This is a genomic window from Dyella sp. SYSU CM1112 (assembly GCF_058216415.1).
Map to the genome: position 1 here is coordinate 180003 of NZ_JBZEGI010000009.1, position 25143 is coordinate 205145.

Genomic DNA, 25143 nt, shown 5'->3' on the forward strand with positions numbered 1-25143 from the left:
CCGAAAGGCGCTGTTGCGTTATCTGAAGCTGTTGAAAGCAATGACCCAGTGATGCGATCTGGAGGAAGCACTCGTCCCTAGCACTTGAGAAAGGCCAAGATATCCGCATTGATGACGTCCGCGTGCGTCGTCATCAACCCGTGCGGGAGGCCCGGATAAATCGTGAGTGTCGCATTCTTCAGTAGCTTGGCCTGGAGTAGGGATGCATCTTTGTACGGAGCGATCTGGTCATCGTCGCCCTGCATCACGAGTGTCGGTACCGAGATCGCCTTCAGATCGTCTGTTTGATCTGTCTCGGAAAAGGCTTTGATACCTTCGTAATGGGCAAGCACGCTGCCCATCATTTCCTGACGCCACCAACTCTGGATGATTCCTTGCGAGTTCTTTGCACCATCTCTATTGAAGCCATAAAACGGGCCCGAGGGAACATCCAGGAAAAATTGCGCCGTTGGCCGCGAAGAACAGCAACTGTGTATCCCAGCCGTCCGACGATAGTGGCCAGCCGTGATGAAATACGATGGGCTGAGCGTCTTTCGGACCTCAATCTTTAAAAAAGATTTCAACGCCATCTTTTGTAACAATTTTGCTATGCATAGGCCGGCCTTGAGTCGATGAGTGCGCCGGATTCGCAGGCTCGCCGCATGCCACACCTGCGGAAGAGAGCGGGGATGTCGCGATTCAGACTGAAGCATGGGCTGGTGAGGCATGTATAAGCTGTCACTTTTATCATGCTCTTTGAATAAATGTGATGCTTTTCAATATTGACGATGTGCGGCCGGATGATCGATGGCACGTGGTCGTGCCATGCAGTTTTTACCGCGCAGCATTCATTGCAGAAGCTGCTTGGCATTGGATAAAAGTGATAGGCCGTGAGGTCTATGTATACCCTTTAGGGTAACGATATATGCCGGCAAAATTAGTAAAGTGCAATCGCTAACAGGAGAGTGTAAATGAACGCTCAAAACCCTAAAGCCATCACATCAACCTATGCGAAAGCGTATGCAATCGCTTGGGGATTTGCGGCCATTTTCTACTTTCTGGAGTATGCGTCGCGCTCTGCGCCCGCTGTCATGATGCCTGAGCTGGCTCAGGCCTTCGGCGTGAGCGTGCTAGGGTTGAGTGGCATCCTTGGGCTTTACTACTACACCTATTCGACGACAAGTCTCGTCGCGGGCGTGTTATTGGACCGATGGGGAGCCAAGTACGTCGTCCCCATGGGGATGGTGATGCTTGCATTAGGTTGCGTTCTGTTTGCCGCTCCGAAAGCGAATGTCGGCAGTGCAGGGCGATTGCTGCAAGGTGCGGGCTCCGCGTTTGCCTTTACGGGCGCTGTGTATCTCGCTTCGCACGGATTCTCTGCGAAGAAGCTGGCGACGGCTATCGGCTTTACGCAATGCTTCGGAATGCTTGGCGGCACGATGGGGCAAATCGCCGTCGGTCCGCTTATTCATGGCGTCATAACCGTTACAACGTTTTGGGGCGCACTAGGGATCATCGTCCTTCTCGTTGCGATCGTGCTCTTTTTAATGACACCTAAAGAGGATGTCGCCAAGAGCTCCTCGACACAGAGGAGCTTCCTTGCGCCCTATAAGATTGTCTTCAGTAATCCGCAATCTTATTTGTGCGGTCTAGTCTCAGGATTGTTGTTCACACCGACGACCATTGGCGACATGGTGTGGGGTGTCCGTTTCTTTCAGCAAGACCGGCTGTTTAGTTATCACGACGCGGTCTTTGCTATATCTATGGTTCCCCTAGGCTGGGTTTTGGGTTGCCCATTGTTTGGCTGGCTTGCCGACGCCTTAGGTCGCCGCAAAGTAGCACTTGGCATCGGCATCTGTTTGATGCTGGCATGTGCGCTGCAACTGACGTTTTTACCGGATATGTTACCTGCGCCATGGACGCTGTTTGCGCTTGGTGTGGCGTCAGGTGCGGCAATGATTCCGTACACCATCATCAAGGAAGCCAATCCCGACAACGTCAAAGGCAGTGCTACTGGGGCTATCAATTTCATTACGTTTAGCGTTACCGCGTTGGTCGGTCCGTTGTTTGCCAGCAAGCTCGGAAAGTCGCTAGGTACGCCGATTACCACCCCCCAAATTCACTTCTTTCAATCGACGTTATTCTGGGTATCGATTCTTGTTGCTGCACTTTTGGTTTCACTGTTTCTGAAGGAAACAGGGCGCCAAGCGCAGCGCAGCTCACCCTGAATGGGTGGGCGAAATGGTGGCTGGCACTACATGCTTTGTATGCTGCGGCCGCGACTGGTTATGCAGAAGCGCTCTTGAGCCAGCTATGCGCGGATACCGGCTGCGTCTCCTTGAAGCAGGTCCGGGCAGCTTCCATGAACTGGCCAATGCGGCGACGAGGAGAGCGGGAGGAACGCAAACCGTAGCGAGTGCGGCCTTTCCAGGCTATCGCTGCCAGCACATCATGTTGGTGTCGCCGGGATGTCCGAAATAGATCTACTCGCCAGTCGGTTATCTGCTGCAATCACCGACTCTGATCAGGTGAAAGACGCCAACGGTATCCAGATCGGTAACGAGGTGCTCGTGCGCGCACTACTCGATACCGTTCCGGCGCTGATGTGGTCAGTGAGTCCGAGTGGCGAGCCGAGTTATATCAACCAGCGCGTCGGATGAAGTGGTGAACTGTTGCCGGATACCCAAGCGGCCCTGCTAAGGGTCTTGCAAGAGCGGGAGTTCGAACGAAAAGGTAGAAAAAATTTACCGGAAGAGAGATTGGCTATTGCGTGAGGTTCGTAGAAGGTAGCAACCGTTGCTGCAATTGTTGGGCCGATCCGAGTTAGGCGGCTCTGCGATGTCATCTGCGTCCTCACAGAAATGGCACCTTGAATGTGCGCATCGACGGCCCGTAGCGTGATGACGCTACAGCGCTCGCAACGTCGAGTACGCAGCGTCAAATTGAAGCTTGAAGTACGCGTGAAATCCTTGGCGCCATGGCGCCTGCCATATCATCAAAGGCATCGCTCAGGCTCATGTCCCTGCAGCTGCTGGGCTCGATATGAGTAAAGAGGTGCGCGCTTACCCCGATCTGACGCTCTGCTAGCATGGCGACGAGGTTTATCAGCGGAACCTGGCGCGAGGAGCCAACTATTTATGCAGTCGCTGCTGTTCACGACGCCGAAAGGGCCCGCTTCTATCTGTCAGTGCCTGGCTGGCATTGACGATCGCAGCGGCTGCTAAGGTATCACCGATGCGCCTTTGCACAGAGCACTAATTACATTCGCAACGGTACAAACATGAAAATTCCAGTGGTAACGGGTCAGCTTCGCGAAGCGACGGAAAAATATGCAGGCGATCCGAGCGCAGTTGTCGAAAGAGCCTATCGGGCAGTCACGCAAAGTGACGAGATCTACAAGGAGCTTTCAGCGGTCACCAAGAGTGACGTCATGGAGTCGATTCGGCTCTCGGCGGTGCTTTGGTTCAACTCGATGTTGACGGGAGAGTGTCCTTCCGACGAAGACATGGAGGCATTTCGAGATCTTGGGAGAAGGCGTGTCCATCAAGGTGTGGACCTTGCATCGCTTCTAAGGGCCTATCGGGTCGGTTCAAAAGAGCTTTGGGCCGCTTACCTGGAGTTTGCATCAAAGCATCCGGATGTTCAGAACGAACTTCTTTTCGTCGTCTCGCCGTATCTCCTTGATCATTTCGACGAAATGGCTCAGTCGATCGCAGCGGCCTATATGGAAGAACAATATGCGCAGTCAAGATGGAAGGATGCGCTGCGATACGAACTTTGCAACCTGATCTTTAGCGCCGCCCCGGATGTCGCCGAGTTCAATCGGGTGGCTGAGAACATCGGCATCGATCCGACGATCGGTAGGGTGGCATTTGCATTCAATATCGATGTGACGGATACGCTGGCCTCCCGCGTGGAGAAGAAGCTGGACAGGTTGCTGCTCACCGTGGCACGCATAGTAAAGGTCAGCGCAACGGATCTGGTGAGATTGATGTATCGCGGGCGACTTATCATTTGGTTTCCCTGCATTCGCGGGGATTCTCTTCTCGCTAGCGATCGAAGAATGGGAGCGCTGGCCGAGCGGTTGGTCGCGACCGCCCCCGAGCTCAAACAAGTGGGTGTCGGAATGATGGGGCAGGGACCCTCCGGTTGGTCCGGTTCCGTGGACGAAGCATTCAAGGCGCTGGATGTCGGCGAGCGCGGCGCTGGTGGTAATGGCGTGTATAGGTATTCGGACATTGCGTTGAACGAAGGCGCAAGGCGGTCGGATAACGTGCTTCGCTATTTGGAATCCTTGATCGAGCGGCTATCGCATGAGCCCGATCTCTTGAGGACTTTGGAGTGCTACCTGGAGCAGTTCCAAAAGCGCAAGCAAACCGCCTCCGTTTTAGGGATACATCCCAATACGCTCAACTATAGGCTTGAGCGCATCCAGGAGATCGCAGGTGGGAGTCTTGAAGATCCTGCATGGTTTACGAAGTTGTACATAGCGATACGGCTACGCAAAGAAAGCCAATAAGCATAGTCAGCGCCGCGGCGTGGGTCATCACGCCCGACAATTTTGACGCACCTCGACACTTCTTTGCCGAGACTGCGAATTTTCGCCTAAAAAAAACAGCCGTCGATAAATGTACGAAGCCCACATGCCGTACCGCTCGGCATTGTGGTTTTTTACGAAAAAGACCGCAAATCCTCCAATTCCTATTAGGAAGGCGTGCTGATAAACAGGAGATCGAAAGCAAGCGCGTCAATAAGCGAGACAGGCCAGTGTCCCTTGTACGTATGGAGAAGGATGGTAATCGAGCAGGAGAAAAGCTACAGGAAATTATTTCTGCTTAGTTTCTTTGCAAGGAAATGCCATCAGACCGCCATTCTCCACACTATCGGTCCGTTTTTATAACGGCGATAGATCACGCAGACGCTGAAACAAAAATGAAATTGCCGCCCTGTGCAGACAGGCTTCGACTTAAATTTTGTCTGAAATGAAATTAGCAATGAGCAAAATCATTCCTACTACGGCCGTTTCATTCAATACCAAAACCGTCCCTAACGGCACCGTAGCGTACTGTCTCTGAGCGATTTCGCATCAGTTCTACATACAGGTAACCCATGTCTGAAGTCATCAAAGGAAACCATCGGAGCATAGTTGCCGAATCCACCGTTCCGCGTCTATTTGTGCTCGAGCTGAATGCTGGACGCATTCATTCAATGAATACGGATGGTTCAGATCGTAAAACCATCGTAACGGACTGCCATTTGCCGGATGGCATCATCGTCGATCTCGATGCCGGTCACATCTATTGGACCAATATGGGGGTGCCGAATCTAAATGACGGTTCAATCGAACGCACCGACATCGATGGCAAGAATCGAAAAATGATCATCGCGAAGGGAGATACGCACACTCCGAAGCAGATACTTCTCGAAAAGAGAGATCGCAAACTTTATTGGTGCGATCGCGAAGGAATGCGTGTTATGCGCTGCAACCTTGATGGTTCGCAGCTGGAGACACTTATCGAGGCAGGTCGCGGCGAATCGGATAGCCAAGACCAGACACGATGGTGTGTCGGGCTGACGATCGATGTGGCACGCGGACATATCTATTGGACGCAAAAAGGGCCGGACAATGCGGGGCTCGGTCGTATCTATCGAGCGAATGTCGAAATCCCGCCCGGCCAAACGGCAGCGACCCGGACGGACATCGAAATCTTCTATGACGGGCTGCCCGAACCGATCGATCTTGAGCTCGATTCAACAGACCGCGTCTTGTACTGGACGGATCGTGGCGATCCTCCGCGAGGTAACACGGTCAATCGCGCCTCCATCGACAACAAGCCGGCCGAACCACAAATTGTGATGAGCCATCTGATGGAGGGCATCGGCATCGCCTTGGATGTGGCTGGCAATCGCATGTTCGTGACCGATCTTGCGGGGTCGATTTACTCCGCACGACTGGATGGTTCCGATAAAAAAAATTTCCTGTATGCCCAGGGGAACCTGACGGGCATTGCATACGCCGAAGTTCCAAAGGAGAAGTAAGATGCCGCAAAACAAGCCCATTCGCCGCATTGCCATTATTGGTACAGGCGTCATAGGCGCCAGCTGGGCCGCACTTTTTCTTGCGAACGGTCTTGATGTCGTGGCGACAGATGTTGCGCCGGACGCGGAAGCAGCGTTGAAGCGTTTTATCTCAAACGCGTGGCCCGCATTGGAACGTCTCGGCCTGGCGCCCGATGCCTCACAGGAAAGGCTGTCGTTTACGGCGTCCCTTGCTGATGCTGTCAAAGACGCTGATCTCGTGCAGGAAAATGGCCCCGAGAAAATCGATTTCAAAAAGACGCTTTATCGACAATTGGATGAATTGCTGCAACCCGGCGTCATCATCGCTTCAAGTTCGTCAGGTTTGACGATGAGCGAAATCCAATCGGCATGCGCGTTGCGCCCTGAGCGCTGCGTCATCGCTCATCCTTTTAATCCACCGCACTTGGTTCCGTTGGTCGAGATTGTCGGCGGAGCAAAGACGTCGGAGCAGACGATCGAACGTACCGCCGAATTTTATACGAGCCTCGGCAAGCGGACGGTTCGCTTGAAAAAGGAAGTGCCAGGCCATGTGGCGAATCGTTTGCAAGCCGCGTTGGCTCGCGAGGTTTACCATCTTGTCGCCGACGGTGTCGTGAGTGCTGCCGATGTGGATACCGCGTTGTGCTGGGGGCCTGGTCTGCGCTGGGGCATCATGGGTCAGTTGATGCTCAATCATCTCGGCGGCGGTCAAGGTGGCATCGAGCACTTCTTCCAGCAATTCACCGGTCCCATGACCGCTTGGTGGAAAGTGCTGGGCTCGCCGCAACTGACGCCCGACGTTCAGAAGACATTGATTGATGGCGTTCACGCCGAAGTCGGTTCGCGCTCGATCGATGAGCTTGCTGCGGAGCGAGATGAAGTCCTGCTCGGATTGATCGAACTGCGCAACAAAGCTGAAAAGTTGAACCGCGCTAGATCCGCGACATAAGTCGCCTGAAACAAAGCGCCCTCGTAGAACCAGTCAAATATATTTAAATTCTCCCGCTCAAAAGCTGGAGGAAGGAAACTCCTAAATGTCCGATGCAAGCGCAACGAACAAGGCCGCTGAATCAAAGCGTGCACCCATGCCGAACGGTGATTTTTACCAACTGGCCGATCTTCTTACGCCTGAAGAGAAAGCTACCGTGACAAAGGTAAGGACGTTCATGGAGGCCCACGTCCAACCTATCATCAATAAGTACTGGTCGGATGACGCGTTTCCGTTTGAACTGCTTCCTTCGTTCAAGGAGCTCGGCATAGGCGGTCTTGGTTACGAAGGTTATGGTTGCGCTGGCGGCAGCCAGAAGCTATTCGGCTTCGTCACGATGGAGATGGCACGCGTCGACGCATCGATCTGTACCTTCTTCGGTGTGCATAGCGGCCTGGCCATGGGCTCCATTTTCCTCGATGGCTCCGAAGAACAACGACAGAAGTGGCTGCCGCAGATGGCACGCTTTGACAAGATCGGATGCTTCGGCCTCACCGAGCCATTGGTGGGTTCCGGGACGAGCGGTGGTCTGACGACGACTGCAAAGCGTGAAGGGAATAGCTGGATCCTCAATGGCCAAAAGCGCTGGATCGGCAATTCGCCGTGGTGCGACATCTCGATCATCTGGGCGCGAGACCTTGATGACAATCAAGTCAAAGGCTTTATCGTCGAAAACAAGATCACGCCCGGGTTTAGCGTCGAGAAGATGGAGCACAAGATCGCGCTTAAGGTGGTCCAGAACGGTCAGATCACTCTGAAAGATGTGCGAGTGCCCGAAGCGAATCGCCTGCAGGGCGGTAACTCGTTCCGGGATACGGCACGTGTGCTGCGAATGACGCGATACATGGTGGGCTGGGCTTCTACTGGCATCCAGATGGGTGCATACGAGGCAACACTTAAATACACGCAGGAACGATCGCAGTTTGGAAAGCCGATTGCTTCGTTTCAGTTGGTCCAGGACGTTCTTGCGAAGATGCTCGCGAACCTCACTGCATGCCAATGCTTAATGCTCCGGCTTGCACAGCTCGATGACGAAGGGACGCTTACCGATCATCAAGCGGCACTCGCGAAGGCATTTTGCACGGCCAAATCACGTGAAACCGTCGCGTGGGGACGCGAGCTTTTGGGAGGCAATGGCATTTTGGCGGACTACAACGTCGGCCGTTTCTTTGCCGATGCGGAGGCCCTCTATTCCTACGAGGGTACTTATCAGATGCAAAACCTGATCGTTGGAAAAGCGATCACCGGTCACGGGGCCTTTGTGTGACATCACAGTATGTCGATGCGTTGGCATTGGCGGATTTCACCTAGGAGTAGTGAAGATGGTTTCCGGGACCGAATCATCTACATCGTCGCCAGCAGCGGCGTCCGATGTGTCAACGAACGTGACCTTGGCGCTTGCGAACGTCAAATACGAAAAGAAAGGCTCCATAGCCTATGTCATGGTTGATCGGCCAAAAGTGCTCAACGCACTGAATACGTCGACATGGAACGACTTGAGGACAGCGTTCGAGGATGCTAAGGCAGACGCTTCTGTGCGCGGCGTCATCCTAACTGGTGCCGGAGACAAGGCGTTCATCGCCGGTGCTGACATCAGTGAACTTGCGCACTTGGACGCTTATCAAGCCGAGGAGTCCAGCCGATTGGGGCAGGGCGTGCTCGATCTCATCGAGAACTTGGGTAAGCCGGTGATCGCCGCCATCAATGGGTTTGCGCTGGGCGGTGGCTGCGAGACAGCCATGGCTTGCACGATGCGGATTGCCGTTGAACAGGCCCGCTTTGGGCAGCCCGAAGTGAAGTTAGGTCTGCTGCCTGGCGGTGGTGGAACACAACGTTTGCCGCGGCTGGTTGGGAAAGGGCGTGCACTGCAACTGATTCTCACCGGCGAAACGATTTCTGCGCAGGAGGCCTACCGCATTGGCCTCGTTAACGAAGTTGTTCCGATCGACAACTTAATCGACCGTGCCGAGACCATCCTGAAACAGATCGCTGCGAACGCACCGATCGCCGTGAAGTTTTCCCTGGATGCGGCAAACAAAGGTCTGGACAGCAGCCAAAGCGCAGGTCTGGCACTGGAAGCGTCCTATTTCGGCATTTGTGCTGCCAGCGAAGACAAGAAGGAGGGCACTTCCGCCTTCCTCGAAAAGCGCGCGCCCCAATTTCGGGGTCGCTGACGTAACGGCCGCCTACTGCGAATCAAAGAGAACAAACATGGCAAGCGAGAACATTTTTTCTGGGCTGAAAGTCGTCGATTTGGCGAGCTTCATTGCTGGACCGAGCGCTGCAGTGATCTTGTCTGACTTCGGCGCCGACGTCATCAAGGTGGAACCACCGAGCGGCGAGCTGTGGCGGCATGCACACAACGTTCCACCACAACCGATCGCAGAGGACGCATACCCCTGGCACCTGGCCAATCGCAATAAGCGGGGCATGGCACTTGATCTGAAATCTCCGAAAGCACAACAGGTGCTCGAGAAGCTCGTCAAATGGGCCGATGTTCTTATCGTCAATACACCGCATCCAGCGCGCGCACGACTCAAGCTGGAATATCAAGATGTTGTTCAATGGAATTCGCGCTTGATCTATGCAGACCTCACAGGCTTCGGCGAAAAGGGGCCTGATGCGGACCTTCCCGGCTTTGACATTACCTCTTACTGGGCGCGTAGCGGGCTGCTATCGATGACGCGCGATGCGGGTGCACCCCCCACTTGGCCGGTGGCGGGCAGCGGTGACAATGCAACCGCAGTCAGCCTCTATTCGGCGATTGTTACCGCCCTGTATCGTCGAGAGCGAACGGGGAAGGGCGCGCACGTCACCACCTCGCTACTGGCAGGCGGTGTATGGTCTGCGAGCGTCTCCATCCAGGCGGCGCTGTGCGATGCTAAATTCTTTGGTTTGCACGATCGCAAGAATCCCGCGAATGCAGCGATGAACGTATATCGCGCTGCCGACAATACATGGTTCGTCCTTGTCGTCACATCCGACAAATTGGCGGCTGTGGCAACGGCGATTGGGCGCTCAGACCTCCTGACCGACCCGAGATTTTCTGTTCCCGAGAAAATGATGGAGAACATGCCGCAGCTCAGTGCCATCCTTGATGAAGTATTCGACACACAGCCGATGGAATATTGGTACAAAGTATTCCAGGGTATTCACGTAACGTTCGGTGCGGTACGCGATCCACGGGAAGTCATCAACGACCCACAGCTGAGGGCAAATAACATCGTCGTTCCGCTTGATGGTGCGGGCGGAAAGTTGACGTCCACCATTAGTAGCCCACTTCAAGTGCATGGTGTTGACAAGGTGTCCGCCAAGCGCGCTCCGACAATTGGTGAGCACAACGACGAGATTCTTCAGCAGTTGGGATTCGGCGCAACCGAAATAGAAGAGTTGCGCACAAGTGGGGCCATTCCGGCAACGAAGGTGCGTGCGGGCTAGTACTATAAAAAGACCACGTGATCTTGAAGGCCGATGGCACCCGGGTTTTCTGGGTGCCAGTTATTTGTCGTGGCAATGGTTAATGGGATGAATAAGCGTCCCTACGTCATTTCGATCCCAACCTCGAACGAGCGCTTATGGAAACAGCATTGATTGGCGCATTGTCTGCACTCACGGGCTCTGCTATCGGTGCGCTCGCACCTGTTCTAAGTAACGTCATCTTGCAGAGAGGCACGACCAGCCGGGAATTTTTGACGCGGAGGAATGCTTGTCATGGCAAAGTCCTCAGGCTTGCATAGTCGGCCGGTTAACCTCGGCGATGTCGGGCAGCCATCCAATGATCCCAGGGTGGATCACCGGCGAATTCCTGCTGCAGGAACTCCGTGAACGTTTGGACCTTGGCGGACACGAATCGGCGAGTCGGGTAAATGATCACCGCGTCGGTATGCGGTGGCCGCCAATTCGGCAATAACGGTACCAGGTCGCCGCGCGCAAGATCGTCGCCGACGATGAATGTAGGCAGCATGATGATCCCTTGTGCTGCAAGCGCGGCACTCCGCAATAGATCGCCACTGTCGGCGCGAAAGTCGCCGTGAACGCGAACGGTAACGACGGCATCCTCACCCTCTAGGGGCCAGCGGTCCTCGAACCCTCCGCTCGGTAACGTCAGGCAATTGTGTTTTGCCAGATCCCGCGGCGTGCGTGGTGTTCCGTGGCGTTTGAGATATTTCGGCGCCGCGCAAACCACCAGCCTCACTACGGTCAGCGGACGTGCCACATAGGTGGGTGGAATCTCCAGCGACAAGCGCAGGGCGAGATCGAAGCCTTCTTCGATCAAGTCGACACGCCGATCCGTCGCATGGACCTCCAATTCCACCTCGGGGTACCTCTTGCGGTAGCGGGGAAACAGTTCAGCCAGGTGATGAACGCCAAACGTAAGCGGCACGCTGATACGCAATCGCCCTCGCGGTATGGTCGTTGCCGAACCGACCTCCGCTTCCGCTTCGTGCAGATCGGCAAGCAGTTGCGTCGTGCGTTCGATGAAACGGTGGCCGGCATCGGTGAGATGAAGCCGCCGGGTCGTACGTTGCAGCAGGCGTGTGCCGAGATGTTCTTCGAGCTCGGCGATCATCCGCGACACCGAGGTTGTCGACACGCCGAGCTTTTCGGCACCGCGCACGAAGCTGCCGGCTTCGACCACTTTCGAGAATGCCTGCATTGAGAGGAATCGATCCATGGGATTGTCCTGTTTATCGGGATAAATATTGCCATAAAAGTCTATTTATCCGCCAATTCGGGATTCTTAGTATGGCCACACCGTCCCACCCACCCTTGGAGATCGCCATGAACGCTTCAACGCTTGTTTCCACGAAAACCAGCACGACCACCACATCGTCCAGCATCACGCTTCGCGACACGGCCGAACTCGGCGGTCGCATTCTTCTGTCATCCTTGTTCGTCCTCTCGGGCTTGAGCAAGATCGGCGCGTACGCCGCCACCATCGCCTATATGTCGGCCATGGGCGTTCCTGGCGGTTTGCTTCCAGTGGTGATTGCCACAGAGCTTCTCGGCGGCCTGGCCATCGTCTTAGGTTGGAAAACACGCATAACGGCATTCCTGCTTGCTGGATATGCACTGCTGACAGCGCTGGTGTTCCACACTCACTTCGCTGATCAGATTCAGATGATCATGTTCCTCAAGAACGTATCGATTGCCGGCGGGTTTTTGCTGTTGACCGTCCATGGCGCAGGCCGGATCAGCCTCGACGGCGCGTCGCACTGAACCTTTGCATCCGTGCCATCGACAGTCCGTCAGGAGACATCTTATGAGTTACGCCATCATCGGATCGGGCGCCATCGGCGGCGCCCTCGCCAAACAGTTTGCTCGCAGCAAGATCAAGGCTGCGATGACCAATCGCCGCGGACCGGCCTCGCTGAAGGATGCATTGCAAGCCTTTGCGCCTACCGTAAGCGCTATCGAAATCACTGACGCACTGGATGCTGACGTGATCATCCTCGCCGTCCCGTTCGGGGCGGTGGGGGAGGTCGCCAAGTTAGGCAGCGACTGGTCCGGCAAGATTGTGGTGGATGCCACCAACGCCATCGAGTTTCCCGCCTTCAAGCCGCTGGATCTTGGTGGGCAGCCTTCCAGTCACGTGGTTGCGGCGCAGTTCAAGGGAGCCCAGATCGTCAAAGCGTTCAACACGCTACCAGCCGCGGTGCTCGCGGATGAGCCGCGCCGGAGCGAAGGCCGTCGCACGATCTTCGTCTCAGGCAACCATGCCGGTGCCAACGAACAGATCGCATCGCTCGTTACGTTGCTTGGCTTCAGTCCCATCATCCTCGGGCATCTTGAAGAAGGCGGTTTGCTGCAACAGTTCGGCGGCCCGCTGACGATGCACAGCCTTATCCATATCCATCCCGCCAGCACGCCGGAGTCATGAGCAATTTGACGTGACCCATGAAGGATGGATGGCGCTTTTGAGCGCTCACTCAGCCGCGATAACCAACCCACCCCTAGGCTGACTACGACGCAGGGTTTGAACCGGCAATTCACCGAATATTTTCCGGTAATAAGCGCTGAATCTTGCGAGGTGTAGAAATCCGTTGGCGAGCGCGACCTCCGTCACCGACGTGGTTGTATTCGGCGCGAGCAAGGTTTCACGCGCCTTGCCCATGCGCACCCTTCTCAGAAATTCGCTCGGTGAGCAATCATGCACAGCGCGAAATCCCAGCTCCAAGGTGCGCAGGCTGACGCCAAGCTCCGCTGCAATCTTGCTCGGCGTCTGATTGGGCTCGCTGTCGCGCATCAAACGTTCGGCCTCACGAACCAGCCGCGGTGGAAGCCCTTTTTGCGGGCGGCGTAGGTCGTCGCTGTAATTGTGCGGATGTTGGGAAAGTACTAGCGAGATGAGAAACTCGTCCAGGTTTGCGACCGCCGAGGGCGGAAGCAGAATGCCATTGCGCGCGTAGTTCACGATCAGACTAACGGCTTGGCCCCAGGCTTGCTCTAGCTGTGCAGAGAAAGGATTCAAGTCGAACCGCAGCGGGCGATCGAGCGCAGGTACGTTCAACCAGGTGCTGCACAGCGCTTCAACGCGTTCGATGTCGAGTCGGACCGACTGCTGCGCAAAATGGCTGTCGAATGCGAGCCGGGTTGCCAGTCCCGGCGACAAGGGAACGGTCTGGCCACGTCGCAGTTTGGCACCGAGCGATCCTTGTTCCACGGTGCCGCTGCCATCGAGACACGTTTGCATCAGCATGAGTTGCGGGAAGGTTCCCGCATCAATCCGGACCGAGCGCCCATAGTGCAACTGGACAACTGGCTGCGGTGCGCGCCGGATCACGTCCAGTCCAGCGACATCCGCGCGGACACCGCCCAAGGCCCTAACTGAGTGTGCGCAATAGATGCCAGCGACGAGGGATTGAACCTCTTCGAGGTCCTCAGTCTGGAGATGCGTTACGGGAGGCTTCTCCATCAACCGATCAAGTCGTTGCGGAAATTGGATAGTACTTCGAAAAACGGATATTGGCGACGAGGCCGCGCGAGCAACCTGTGTCCATCCGCTCTCACCAGAGCGTCATCCCAGACAGGAGGCTTCCATGAACACTTCAGCAAAAGCACTGGCGTCCATCGTTCTCATTCACGGCGGTTTTGTCGACGGCTCAGGCTGGCAGGGCGTCTACAAGCAGCTCAAAAAGGACGGTTACGACGTGACCGTGGTGCAGAATCCAACCACCTCGTTGGCCGACGATGTGGCATTTACGAAGCGCGCGATTGCAGCGCAGAAGTCGCCCGTCATATTGGTCGGTCACTCCTACGGTGGCGTGGTAGTGACGGAAGCGGGCAACGATCCGAAAGTAGCCGGGCTCGTCTATATCACCGCGTTTGCCCCGGATGCCGGCGAGTCCGTGTCGTCGTTGATCGCGAACCCGCCGCCAGGCGCACCGGTCCCCCCGATTCTGCCGCCCCAGGAAGGATTTCTTCTGCTGGACAAAGAGAAGTTCCAGGCCAGCTTCGCCGCAGACGTCGACGCACAGACCGCCGGCTTCATGGCCGACTCGCAGGTGCCATGGGGGCTCGCTGCCCTGCAAGGCGCGGTGACTACGCCGGCGTGGAAATTGAAGCCAAGCTGGTATCTGGTCGCTGGCGACGATCATATGATCCCCCCACCCGCACAGCGCAACATGGCCCAACGCGCTGGCGCCACTATTAAGGAAGTCGCAGGCAGTCACGCCGTCTACGTATCCAACCCGCATGCGGTAGCCCAATGGATCGAGCAGGCGGCAACAGCCATCAGTAAGTAACGTGGATCCTGCTGCAATCAAAGGGCCGACCTCGTCGGCCCTTTGTCTTGCAAAGTCACTTTCGGTTCAATCAGATTGCAATGTTCGCTTTCATCCAGAGCAGACATGCATGGTCCGCCTTTGACATGGGCAGTAGCTAGTACGGTGGAGTAGATGCCCATGAGCAGAACGATCAACCATGCCTTGGGATTTTTCTCGCCACAAAACATTGCCGACACGATCCAGCGTGTTTGCGAAGACCCAACGCGAATGCAGCATCAACGTGATGCGAGCTCGCCAGACAATCATCGATCGTTATGATTTAAGCACCGTTTGCCTTCCCATGCAGCGGGCTTTGATCGAGTCTCGTTCACGAGCCTGAGCGCTCTTTGGGAGTGCAAGCTCATAAGATTGGTGATTAGAGCGAGTTGTCGAGGGTAGGTGGCGCTGCTTCCGACCCATAATTGCCATTGCGTGACGAGAAGAAGCAAGCCCAAGCTATCGATCCACAGATTTTAGAGGCACGTTTGTTTATGAGCATCTTATCAAGGCACTTAAACAAGGAAAGCATGCGATCGCAAATTAAAACGAACGGCCCCACGAGTGGCGCATTAAACTTAGCCTGATGAGCGCTGTTTTCGTTACGGCCGTTTATTCGAGGAACCTCGGTCAACGCGGCAGGTCTATCGGGTCGACGTGCAACACCCGTAACGGGTATTGGCGTAAGTGTTGCGCGAGCAATCAGCTTGAATGAGGCGGGGCTATCGAAGCTTCCAGACATAATCGCGATCAAATACATGCGCAGGACGCCGCGCGTCGCAAGATTGCCAGGTACAAAAATCATGCGCCGTGGTCCACACAGTCCTTGAATCCGCGGAGGAGAGGGCTGGTGCTGGTCGTAGTGCTGGCCCTACACGCGCTATTTGCCTTGATGCTATGGAACGCGATGCAACCACCCTCGGGGGAGCGGGAGCAACCGCTGCGCGTGCGTTTGATCGATGTGGCAACGCCATCGAAACAATCGCCGCCGCCTGCGATACCCGTCATGGTGACGCTAGCACCGGCAACACCGGCGAAATTCAAATCAACTGAAAAGCAGCACAAGGAGGTAATCGACGCGCCGGTCACAAAACCAACGCCAACACCGACCCCATCTGGCAACAAACTGGAAGCCAGCCAATTATTTTCCGCCAGCGGCTCGGTTCGCCTGCCGCCCGAACACATCCAGTACTCGGCCAATACACCATCCGAAGTAAAGGCCAGCAAGCCGAAGGACGACCGCCAGATCATGGAGCACACCGACTTCACGCATTACCAGCCGACGCGTTTCAATAAGTATTTCCCACCGCCGAACGAAACCCTTGGCGGTGCGGTGGGCAGGCATATCGACGATGTGATCAAGGAAATAGCCAAGACCATGTGCGATCCGGAAAATCGCAACACGGCGACTAACCTGCTATGCGGCGCGCCGCCGATCCCGCCTGACCCGAAGGACACCGACGAGCGCCTCAATCTGCCGCCACCGCCGTTGGCTGGAGGTGGCACGCCAGCCAAGTCGGTACCGCTTTCAACCTGCATCGATGAGTACGGCCAAGGCAAGGGCCTGTCGCAAGGCTGTCCGGTCAATACGCCTGAAATTATTTTCCAAGCTCAAATGCGCGAGTGCATCGATCTCTATCGGGCTGGCAAGCGCCTCAAGAGCTGGTGTCCGGCCGATACTCCCAAGCGTGCTGCGGCGGAGGCGCGGGCAAGCTCCGATTTGCATTGATAACCCGAAAGTTCGGAATGCAAGAGTGAGGCTCCCGCTTCCGACCCGTAGCCAGCATCAGGGCAGGGCGACTAGCTCGTGTTATCGCGAGTAGGGCAGCAAAGCTTGTGGCCGAACCTATCTAGGAACAACTGTCACCTATTGCTTGTGTACAGAGAAGCAAAGTGCAGCGACCAGCAGTGCAAATGCTGGCGATTGCCTCGGTACGCCTGTCGCGTTCAAAGTGAAACATCTTCTAAGGATGCCCACGCTCCGTTGTCAGACCAGACGACATCTTGTAGCTTTCAAACATGGGGCTTAAACGGATGGACAACGTAGGAATCGTCGTCGCCGACCTCGCTGCGTCGATTGATTTCTTTCGCGAGGTCGGCCTTGAGCTCGAAGGGCGGGCCACGATCGAAGGAGAATGGGCCGGGCGTGTCACCGGATTGGGCGATCAACGCGTCGAGATTGCCATGATGCGCACCCCCGACGGTCATGGACGGCTCGAGCTCTCTCGCTTTCTCACGCCGCCCACCGTCGCGGATCACCGGAACGCCCCGGTGAACGCTTTGGGCTATCTGCGCGTCATGTTCACCGTGGACGACATCGACGAGACGCTCAAGAAGCTCCGCGAGCACAGTGCGCAGCTCGTAGGCGAGGTAGTACGTTATAAAGACGCATATCGGCTCTGCTACATTCGCGGGCCTGAAGGGCTTCTCATCGGACTCGCCCAGGAGCTCAGCTGAGCGCCATAAGAAGCGGTTTTGCGTGTCATGAAGGATTGCACAAGGGGCCAGAACGACATCTAGATCTGCACCCTATTTTTAGGCCGGCCAAGGGAGCAAACCTAGATGCCGGACTGGTGCAATTCATCTACCGCTTGTGGTCAAACCTAGGTGCGAAAGTCACATTGCTCAATGTCGTGACATTCAAATACGGCACAAGGTCAATGCGATGCTTGCAAGCGGAAGCAAAAAAGTTGTGATTGAACGGCACGATTTTCCCGCAAGGATCTAAAGTTGTGACCTGGAAGAAAGTTGTTTACCGCACTCCAATGGCAGATGGCTAATTTATTGATCTGATGCAACTTGTAGTGCGCGCAAGGCCAGCTTATCCGAGCATAGCTTCGCGCCAATGTGTGCATAGGAAAGAACCGCCGCACCTAAGCCTGCGAAACGCCGGAAGCCTGGGCAAGAAGTCTGCAGATGTACTGCGGAAGTGCTTAGAACCTATCTCAAAATCGGAAAGTAGTACGATAGGCCTGTAAAATAGGCAGATGCTGAAGATTTCAGACGCGCACTGGGAGCGGATCAAACCCCACTTCCCGGAAGAAAACATCTCGGACGGTCGACCGGGCCGCAAGCCCGTGCCAACACGGCAAGTGCTCGATGCGGTGATGTGGATCCTCAATACGGGTGCCCAGTGGAAGATGCTTCCGCAGTCGTATCCGAACTATAAGACGGTACACCGCCGTTTTCAGACATGGGCGAAGCAAGAGATCTTGCGCACCATCCTGATCGATCTTGCCAATGAGTTGCGTGAGCAGGATCGGCTGGACATCACGGAGTGCTACATCGACGCGACCTTTGCCAACGGGCGCGGCGGCGGCTTGGACATCGGCAACACGAAGTGCGGAAAAGGCGTGAAAATCATGGCAATTGTGGACCGCGCAGGCCTACCCTTGTCGGTGAGCACGCACGCGGCGAACCATCATGAAGTGAAACTGGTGCAATTGAGTTTCGACTTCTACATGATCGAGGCGATGCCGGATGTCCTGATCGGCGACCGTGCCTACGATAGCGATGATCTGGATGACGATCTGCGCGGCAAAGGCATCAAGTTGGTGTCGCCGCATCGCAAGAACCGGAAGAAGCCTAAGACACAAGACGGCCGCGAGCTTCGCCGATACAAACGACGCTGGATCGTGGAGCGGTTCTTCGCGTGGATCAAGCACAAGCGCCGGTTACTGAATCGCTGGGAGTTCCACCCGGAGAATTTCCTCGGTTTTGTGCAGGTTTCAGCGATTATCCTATTGCTCAGGCAATTTTGAGATAGGTTCTAGTTATCCATCTAGCAATGGCCATACGATCGCCCACATGACGATGAGTGTGCGTTATCGCCTTTAACTCGTCGAGTTCACAAAGCGTGGTTCAGGACCACAAGGGGCCTCCGCAGCCATTCCTCGGCCTACTCACTTGCAATTAAGAGTATATGCTCATATATTTGCAATTGAGGGCATATGCTCTTAATTGATCGAGGACCAAAGCCATGAGTGAAGCAACCATTCTTGTAACCGGGGCGACCGGGCGTACCGGCGGTGCAGCCGTCGACGAGCTGCTCAAAATGGGCAAGCGTGTGCGGGCCTACGTGCGGTCGGACGACGACCGGGCAGCGGCTCTGCGGGCGCGCGGGGTGGATATCGCCGTGGGTGATTTCACCGATATCGACCGCATTCGGGCGGCGATGGAGGGCGTCAGCTCCGCGTATTTTCTATACCCCATTGCGCCGGGGATCATCAGCGCCGCCGCGTATTTCGCACAGGCTGCGAAGGAGGCGGGCGTCACTGCTATTGTCAACATGTCGCAGATTTCAGCACGGCGAGAGTCGGCCAGCCATGCCGCGCAAGACCATTGGGTTTCCGAGCGAGTCTTCGACTGGTCCGGTGTGGCGACAACGCATCTGCGTCCCACCTTTTTTGCTGATTGGCTCGTTTATCCGCACTTCGCCAAGGAAATCTGGGCCGAGAAGAAGATCCCGTTTCCCTTCGAGAACGGACGTCACGCTCCGATCAGCTCGGACGATCAGGGGCGGGTCATTGCGCATATTCTGGCCAATCCAAACGGCCACGAAGGGAAGACTTACACCCTACACGGTCCCGTCGAGATGAATCACACCGAGATCGCCGACGCCATGAGCGAGGTACTCGGCGCAAAGATCGACTATGCACCGACGTCGATAGAAGCGTTCAAGCAGAAGATGGAAAACTTGTACAAATTCCCGCCATTTCTGGTACAGCATCTTGTGGAAGTTGCGCAGAACTATCGAGAGGGCATCTTCCAGGGCACCAATGATGCGGTCGAAGCGATTACCGGAACACCGGCGCTTTCGGTTCCAGCGTTCATTGCAAAATATCGCGATGCTTTTGCTTGAAAAAATCTTGCTGGCACTTAGGCCGTTTACGAAGATTGAGGAGAACGTGAGATGTTGCCGGACAATGCACCTATTGGGGTCGATCAATGCAACTGCTTCGCCGCGAGAAAGGCCGCCCGGCAAATCTCACGCCTTTATGATGCGCACCTCCAGCCAACGGGGTTGCGCATTACGCAGTTCCTGCTTCTGGCGACATTGAACGAGCAGCAGAACGTGACGGTAAACGGCCTCGCCGAGCGCCTCGACGTCGAGCGAACCGCAATGGGAAAAATGGTTGGCTTTTTGGAGCGGGACGGCTTTGTTCGGGTTCGTCCTTCGCCCACGGATGGCCGTAGCCGCATTGTCGAACTTACCTCGGAGGGAAAAGCCCTTTTCAAACGCGCGGCTCCGCTTTGGCTTGAAGCGCAGCGTCACTTCAGCGAGATGAATGGGACGACCAATGTAACAGCGCTACGCCGTAGTTTTTCAAAGATGAAGGCTGGAAAAGCGGCAACACAATCGTCTGAGTAACTGAGGAACCCGGCAAGACTTGATATGAAGATGGTGTCCGCAGAAAGCTGACCGAGCCTACGCGGTGGTTATCAGCATCATCGGATCAGGCAGCATGGCCGCAACGATCGGCGGCCTTGCCACCAAGGCCGGACACACTGTCGGGGTGATGCGTCGCGTCGTTACGGCACGCACTTTTCGAGAGCCACACCAGTGGCGGCTATCCGGCGCCAACCGTCGATCGCTAATCACCAATCAACGGTTCGTCGCACAAAGATCACGTTTCAACGAATCTCTGAAGTTCCACCGCCCCGCTATGCAATGCGGGTGATCTAATGGTCGCTCCTCACGACGAGAATTACCTCAATGAATCGTGCCTCGATATGCTTTTCCACCGCATTGATGATTTTGCCTTTGGGGGCAATGGCGCAGTCGCGCACACCACCACCCGATCAACTCACCAAAGACACGGTGGACGTGAAGCACGTCATGTCTGCATACCATGAAGCGATTGTGACGCATGACGGTGCTCGGCTGGCGAGTCTGTTCATTCCTCAGGGAAGCACCTGGCTGAATGTTCTTTCGGACAAGGCGTTCGCGCAGTTGCGCGCATCCAAGCCCGGCATCCCGAAAATCAAGGTGGGTAACTACCAGGACTTCGCCAGAATTGTCTCGCAATCGACCAAGCACATGGATCCTGAGCACCAGCATGTTCGTATCCAAAGCGATGGCACAATTGCCTCGGTTTATTTTGATTACGTTTTCTTGATCGACGGAAAACCCAAAAATCGCGGCAGCGAAACCTGGCAATTGGTGAAGGGTGAGCATGGGTGGCGTATTGCCACGATCATCTACTCGTCGAACCCGGCAGGCACCTGACGCCTGGAAGTTTGTCGGCCGCGCTTCGGAACAAAACTCATAGCGTGTACAGAATTCTCTGTAACCGGGTTCCAGGCACGAGGGGCATTCCCGATGCCTGGTACTGGACTGTCCAGTTCGCAACATGGTTGATCAATCTTGCAACATCTCTCTACGGGATCCGGAGTTCAGCGTCCACAGTTTGGCGTGAATCAGTCAGGTTCTTGGCTTGGTGTGAGGTAGGTGACGATGAACAGAAGTAAGGCATGGACATGGGTCCGCAGCGCAGCACTGTACTTGGGCCTGACGGTTGGCACCGTAGTATCAGCGACCCCGGGAGATTCGGGCTCGGTACGCGCTGCCACAATGAACGCTGGTTCAATTAGTTCCAGCTCGTCCGCATCCTTGCCGATGGCGGCACGGTGGCAAGTGACGGGTGATGTCAGCTTCAAACAGAAAGAAGGGTTCCCGAATGGCCTGATGGTCATGAAAGCAAGCAAGGGGCATGAGGAGCCCCAGGCACGACTCGATGGGGTGGCATTCGAAAACGGCACCATTGAATTCGACGTGAAGCCTATTAATGATGAATGGCCGACAGTGCGCTTTCGAGTGCACGACGCAAGCACTGCCGAAGAATTCTACATTCGCCCCGAACCGGACTGTGTAGTAGCCATAGACTGTTTGCAATATGCACCGATAATCCGTGGTCGCATGCTGTGGGACAGCAATTACGAATATCAGTACTCGGCGCCGTTCCATGACAACGAGTGGAACCACGTCAAGCTAGTGATCTCAGGCCGTCGCATGGACGTCTACATCAATCGGATGGCACAGCCAGCGCTTGTGGTTGGAGACCTGGAGGGTGAGGGTGGCGCCGGCAGCGTCGAGCTGCAAGGACCGGCTATCTTTACCAATGTGATGGTCACGCCAGGTAATACCAACGGTCTGTCGCCCAAGCCACTGCCCGATCCTACCGCAAACGACCGTGGCTACCTGCGCCACTGGCGAACGTCGGGACCTTATCCGCTGGTGGCACATGCCGAGCCAGTAACCTTTAGCGACCTGCCGGACGCGCGCTCGGCCTGGTTGCCTATTCAGGCCGAGCGCTTGGGGCTGGTGAACTTGGCGCGCCGCGTGGACCCTACCAGCGACCGCAAAGTGCCGCGCTATACATGGTTGAAAACCACTCTGTATTCCGAGCGCAGCCAGGTGAAGCAGATTTCGCTGGGTTACCTTCGCATGGTCACGGTATTCGTGAATGGGCAGCCCGTCTTCAGTGGGGAAAACCTCTACAACACGCCCAGCGAGCGCAAACAGCCGGACGGACGCTTAGGCCTGGAAAATGGCCATTTCGAGCTCCCCTTGAAGAAAGGTGACAATCAAATCGTGGTGGCTTTACGCAGCAACTCGCCGGATATGGCCGATCACTACGGCTATGGCTTCCGTTTCCATATAGATGATCCTAGCGGGCTCAATATCGGCGACTAAGGCTTCTTTTGTGAAGCATGGGATCTCACGCGCACGGCTATGACGCAATTCGAAGGAGTCAGAGAGCATTCCGTCGGGGCGCCACATCGTCGCAGGTCGACTCGAAACTCGCTATTGCTTATCACGTCCGGCCCTGGAATGGGTGGCTGGAACAAAGAATCGTCTTCTCGAAATAGCTATGCCTCGCTAGCGGTTTCGATTGCGCATCAGACCGAGGAATACATCGATGAAAATATTAAACGCCGCAACAACGCGCCCTCTCGCTGCGGCCATTGCCCTTCTAATGGGGAGCATCCATTTCACCAACGCATTCGCCCAAGCCAGCAATACGCCTGCCGATGTCAGGAACATGCTGTACGCCAATGATAAGCTGCTGCTTACCGCGATTCATCGTGGTGATCGGTCGACATGGGCGAGGCTGACTACCTCCGATTTCATGTATGTCGAAGAGGGACAAGTCGCCCGGCGCGATGAGTTCTTGCGCGAACTGAAAGATGACGGCCTTCTGCCCCTCATCATCCGCCACTACGAGGTCAAGATCATCGGCGACACTGCGCAGGTCTTTCAGCAGGACGATGTACCGCAACGACCGGGCAGTGTTGACGCAAGCAAGGCTCACCTGCTCATGACGGAAACCTGGCAACGCATTGATGGCAAGTGGCTGCTTAGGATCGTGCATACCGATCGAATCCGTATCAATCCTCCGCCGATAAGGCTTAGCTCAAGCCAGATCGACGAGCTGGTCGGAACGTATCGAAACATCGGCGGTACCTACGTAATTCGGCGCGTGGGCGATGGCATCCTTGGAGGCAAGCCAGGTGGACCCTTTGTGGTGTTGAAGGCTGAAACACGCGACGTGCTGTTTGAGCCCGACAACGTCTACCAACGGGACGTGTTTCAACGCGATGCGACCGGACACGTCACGGGTTTCGTCATGAGAAACGAAAACACCGATCGCCCATGGGTACGCATCGGTGCTCCTGATTCACCACTTTACCCATCCAAGGTTGCGAGTCGGTGAGTCGGCGGCGTGCGAGCTGCCGCAACGATGAGACGTGGCGCCAGTGCAGCCCGTCGAAGCGTCGCTTGAAGCAGTAGCAGACCACCAGCCTTCAAAGAAACGTGCACCATGCCGTTTGAACTGAAAGACCACGACGCTAAACCGCGTCAGGAGGATTTGTCATGAGTCACCCAATGCTTTTCACGCCGATACACGTAGGCAATCTGGCATTAGGCAATCGCATCGTGATCGCGCCCATGGCCCAGTACTCGGCCCAAGACGGAAAGATGGGTGATTGGCACCTGATGCATCTCGGCCAGCTGGCGATTTCGGGTGCGGCTGCATTAACCATTGAGGGGACGGCCGTTACACCCGAGGGACGCACCACTTATGCCGACGTAGGGCTCTATTCGGATGAGTGCGAGGCCGCCATGGGGCGAGTGCTGCGCGGCATTCGGCGATGGTCAGATACACCGATTGGAATCCAGCTCAACCATGCTGGCCGAAAGGGATCTCGGCAGAAGCTATGGGAAGGTGGCGCGCAGATTCAATCTGACCACGCAAATGGTTGGAGCACGTACGGCCCATCCCCGATCGCTGTGACGAGCGATGAAATACCACCCATCGCCTTGGACCGTGATGGCTTGGCCACCATTCGCGATGCCTTTGCGGCCGCAGCACGACGTGCCTCAGCGCTTGGGCTGGATTTCATACAGATTCTCGGCGGACATGGCTATTTACTCCATCAATTTCTCTCGCCCCTCTCAAACCGTAGGAACGACGAATATGGCGGCTCAGTTGAGAACCGAATGCGCTTCCCGCTCGAGGTTTTTGATGCCGTGCGAGAAGCGTTTGCACACGATCGCCCCGTCACCATGCGGGTGTCCGCGACGGACTGGGTGGACGGTGGGTGGTCCATCCAGGACACCATCACATTTGCGAAGGCATTGGAGGTCAGAGGCTGTGCTGCCATCAATGTCTCAAGCGGCGGTTCCAGTCCAACGCAGCAAATTCCAATCGGCCCCAGCTATCAGGTTCCTTTTGCCAGGGCAGTGAAGGAAGCGACGACGCTCCCAGTCGTCGCGGTCGGCATGATCACGGAGTTCGAGCAGGCCGAATCCATACTCAGCACGGGGGATGCCGATCTGGTCGCGCTCGCGCGGGCCATGCTCTTCGATCCTCGTTGGCCTTGGCACGCTGCCGCTCACTTCGGGACTCAAGTCCGAGCGCCTGATCAATATCTTCGCGCCCAACCCGGTCGGCTGCGAAAGCTGTTCGTTTAAATACGCCTTGTCAGAAGCCCCATTCACAAGCCTATTGCGCTGACGCGAGGCTCAGACGAGCGCATTGTCGGCTTCAGAATTGGAATGCACTGTGGTCAGACGATCGTTGCTTTCAGTGAATTCGGCTACCCGGTGTCACACCCACACAACCAATGGCGAGCGACATTTCTTCGAAGGATGCTGGCTTTCGGCGAACGGCAAAGTGTTGGCGCGATGCCGATCGAGACGATGAAGCTGGTCGCCGACGATGTGCGTGGCGGGGTACTGAATGCCTGCGGGCACTACTTGCCGGAAGAAGCGCCACGTACGGTTGCACGACGCATTATCGAATTTATGAATTCGTAATGTTGAAGATGCTGAAGCGCTTGCATTGG

General features: G+C 55.8%; 23 protein-coding genes and 1 pseudogene. 21 read left to right on the top strand and 3 right to left on the bottom strand.

What is annotated here, in order from left to right:
• Positions 1–77: 77 nt before the first annotated feature.
• Positions 78–594 (bottom strand): annotated as a pseudogene (locus AC4HNJ_RS14170) (alpha/beta fold hydrolase).
• 356 nt (positions 595–950) lie between these two features.
• Between AC4HNJ_RS14170 and AC4HNJ_RS14175 the strand changes: the two are divergent.
• The 8 genes from AC4HNJ_RS14175 (at position 951) to AC4HNJ_RS14210 (ending at position 10465) form a co-directional block, all read left to right on the top strand.
• A complete protein-coding gene (locus tag AC4HNJ_RS14175) occupies positions 951–2207 on the top strand; it encodes an MFS transporter (RefSeq protein WP_490480237.1) in 1257 nt (418 codons plus the stop codon).
• A gap of 240 nt (positions 2208–2447) precedes the next feature.
• Positions 2448–2639 (top strand): hypothetical protein, encoded by a 192-nt coding sequence (locus tag AC4HNJ_RS14180; RefSeq protein WP_490480238.1) that lies wholly within the window; start codon positions 2448–2450, stop codon positions 2637–2639.
• Positions 2640–3259: 620 nt separating this feature from the next.
• Positions 3260–4498 carry a PucR family transcriptional regulator gene (locus tag AC4HNJ_RS14185; RefSeq protein WP_490480239.1) on the top strand — a complete coding sequence of 413 codons (1239 nt, stop codon included), beginning with the start codon at positions 3260–3262 and terminating at the stop codon, positions 4496–4498.
• 590 nt (positions 4499–5088) lie between these two features.
• Complete coding sequence (locus tag AC4HNJ_RS14190) at positions 5089–6018, top strand: hypothetical protein (protein ID WP_490480240.1); 930 nt, start codon at positions 5089–5091, stop codon at positions 6016–6018.
• Entirely contained in the window at positions 5987–6988 is a 1002-nt protein-coding gene (locus AC4HNJ_RS14195; protein WP_490480241.1) for a 3-hydroxyacyl-CoA dehydrogenase NAD-binding domain-containing protein, read from the top strand. The genes AC4HNJ_RS14190 and AC4HNJ_RS14195 overlap by 32 nt, the downstream gene beginning before the upstream one ends.
• 85 nt (positions 6989–7073) lie before the next feature.
• Positions 7074–8294: an acyl-CoA dehydrogenase family protein gene (locus tag AC4HNJ_RS14200; protein ID WP_490480242.1), complete on the top strand. Its 1221-nt coding sequence runs from the start codon at positions 7074–7076 to the stop codon at positions 8292–8294.
• Positions 8295–8418: 124 nt separating this feature from the next.
• A complete protein-coding gene (locus AC4HNJ_RS14205; RefSeq protein WP_490480243.1) occupies positions 8419–9201 on the top strand; it encodes an enoyl-CoA hydratase-related protein in 783 nt (260 codons plus the stop codon).
• Between the two features lie 37 nt (positions 9202–9238).
• The gene (locus AC4HNJ_RS14210; RefSeq protein ID WP_490480244.1) at positions 9239–10465 is read left to right on the top strand and encodes a CaiB/BaiF CoA transferase family protein; all 1227 of its coding nucleotides are present in this window, start codon (positions 9239–9241) and stop codon (positions 10463–10465) included.
• Positions 10466–10772: 307 nt separating this feature from the next.
• Here the strand turns inward: AC4HNJ_RS14210 and AC4HNJ_RS14215 are convergent, their stop codons facing one another.
• Complete coding sequence (locus AC4HNJ_RS14215; RefSeq protein WP_490480245.1) at positions 10773–11702, bottom strand: LysR family transcriptional regulator; 930 nt, start codon at positions 11700–11702, stop codon at positions 10773–10775.
• Between the two features lie 107 nt (positions 11703–11809).
• Between AC4HNJ_RS14215 and AC4HNJ_RS14220 the strand changes: the two genes are divergently transcribed.
• A complete protein-coding gene (locus AC4HNJ_RS14220) occupies positions 11810–12247 on the top strand; it encodes a DoxX family protein (RefSeq protein WP_490480246.1) in 438 nt (145 codons plus the stop codon).
• Positions 12207–12908, top strand: coding sequence for an NADPH-dependent F420 reductase (locus AC4HNJ_RS14225; RefSeq protein ID WP_490480247.1), 702 nt, complete (start codon positions 12207–12209; stop codon positions 12906–12908). Before AC4HNJ_RS14220 ends, AC4HNJ_RS14225 begins: the two co-directional genes overlap by 41 nt.
• 45 nt (positions 12909–12953) lie before the next feature.
• Here the strand turns inward: AC4HNJ_RS14225 and AC4HNJ_RS14230 are convergent, their stop codons facing one another.
• On the bottom strand, positions 12954–13943 hold the full coding sequence (locus tag AC4HNJ_RS14230) for an AraC family transcriptional regulator (protein WP_490480248.1): 990 nt from the start codon (positions 13941–13943) through the stop codon (positions 12954–12956).
• 124 nt (positions 13944–14067) lie between these two features.
• On the opposite strand from AC4HNJ_RS14230, the gene AC4HNJ_RS14235 reads away from it, so the two are divergent.
• The 11 genes from AC4HNJ_RS14235 (at position 14068) to AC4HNJ_RS14285 (ending at position 25114) form a co-directional block, all read left to right on the top strand.
• Positions 14068–14772 (top strand): alpha/beta hydrolase, encoded by a 705-nt coding sequence (locus AC4HNJ_RS14235; RefSeq protein ID WP_490480249.1) that lies wholly within the window; start codon positions 14068–14070, stop codon positions 14770–14772.
• Between the two features lie 868 nt (positions 14773–15640).
• Positions 15641–16519, top strand: a complete 879-nt coding sequence (locus tag AC4HNJ_RS14240; RefSeq protein ID WP_490480250.1) for a hypothetical protein — start codon at positions 15641–15643, stop codon at positions 16517–16519.
• Between the two features lie 305 nt (positions 16520–16824).
• On the top strand, positions 16825–17247 hold the full coding sequence (locus AC4HNJ_RS14245; RefSeq protein ID WP_490480251.1) for a VOC family protein: 423 nt from the start codon (positions 16825–16827) through the stop codon (positions 17245–17247).
• A gap of 530 nt (positions 17248–17777) precedes the next feature.
• Positions 17778–18551: an IS5 family transposase gene (locus tag AC4HNJ_RS14250; protein ID WP_490480252.1), complete on the top strand. Its 774-nt coding sequence runs from the start codon at positions 17778–17780 to the stop codon at positions 18549–18551.
• A 218-nt stretch (positions 18552–18769) separates the two neighbouring features.
• Positions 18770–19651 (top strand): NmrA family NAD(P)-binding protein, encoded by an 882-nt coding sequence (locus tag AC4HNJ_RS14255; RefSeq protein ID WP_490480253.1) that lies wholly within the window; start codon positions 18770–18772, stop codon positions 19649–19651.
• 51 nt (positions 19652–19702) lie between these two features.
• Complete coding sequence (locus AC4HNJ_RS14260; RefSeq protein WP_490480254.1) at positions 19703–20161, top strand: MarR family winged helix-turn-helix transcriptional regulator; 459 nt, start codon at positions 19703–19705, stop codon at positions 20159–20161.
• A gap of 345 nt (positions 20162–20506) precedes the next feature.
• The gene (locus AC4HNJ_RS14265) at positions 20507–21019 is read left to right on the top strand and encodes a Cif family virulence factor (protein WP_490480255.1); all 513 of its coding nucleotides are present in this window, start codon (positions 20507–20509) and stop codon (positions 21017–21019) included.
• Between the two features lie 390 nt (positions 21020–21409).
• Complete coding sequence (locus AC4HNJ_RS14270; protein ID WP_490480256.1) at positions 21410–22486, top strand: hypothetical protein; 1077 nt, start codon at positions 21410–21412, stop codon at positions 22484–22486.
• A gap of 226 nt (positions 22487–22712) precedes the next feature.
• A complete protein-coding gene (locus tag AC4HNJ_RS14275) occupies positions 22713–23507 on the top strand; it encodes a nuclear transport factor 2 family protein (RefSeq protein ID WP_490480257.1) in 795 nt (264 codons plus the stop codon).
• Between the two features lie 161 nt (positions 23508–23668).
• Positions 23669–24769: an NADH:flavin oxidoreductase/NADH oxidase gene (locus tag AC4HNJ_RS14280; protein WP_490480258.1), complete on the top strand. Its 1101-nt coding sequence runs from the start codon at positions 23669–23671 to the stop codon at positions 24767–24769.
• Between the two features lie 213 nt (positions 24770–24982).
• A complete protein-coding gene (locus tag AC4HNJ_RS14285; protein ID WP_490480259.1) occupies positions 24983–25114 on the top strand; it encodes a hypothetical protein in 132 nt (43 codons plus the stop codon).
• Positions 25115–25143 lie beyond the last annotated feature (29 nt).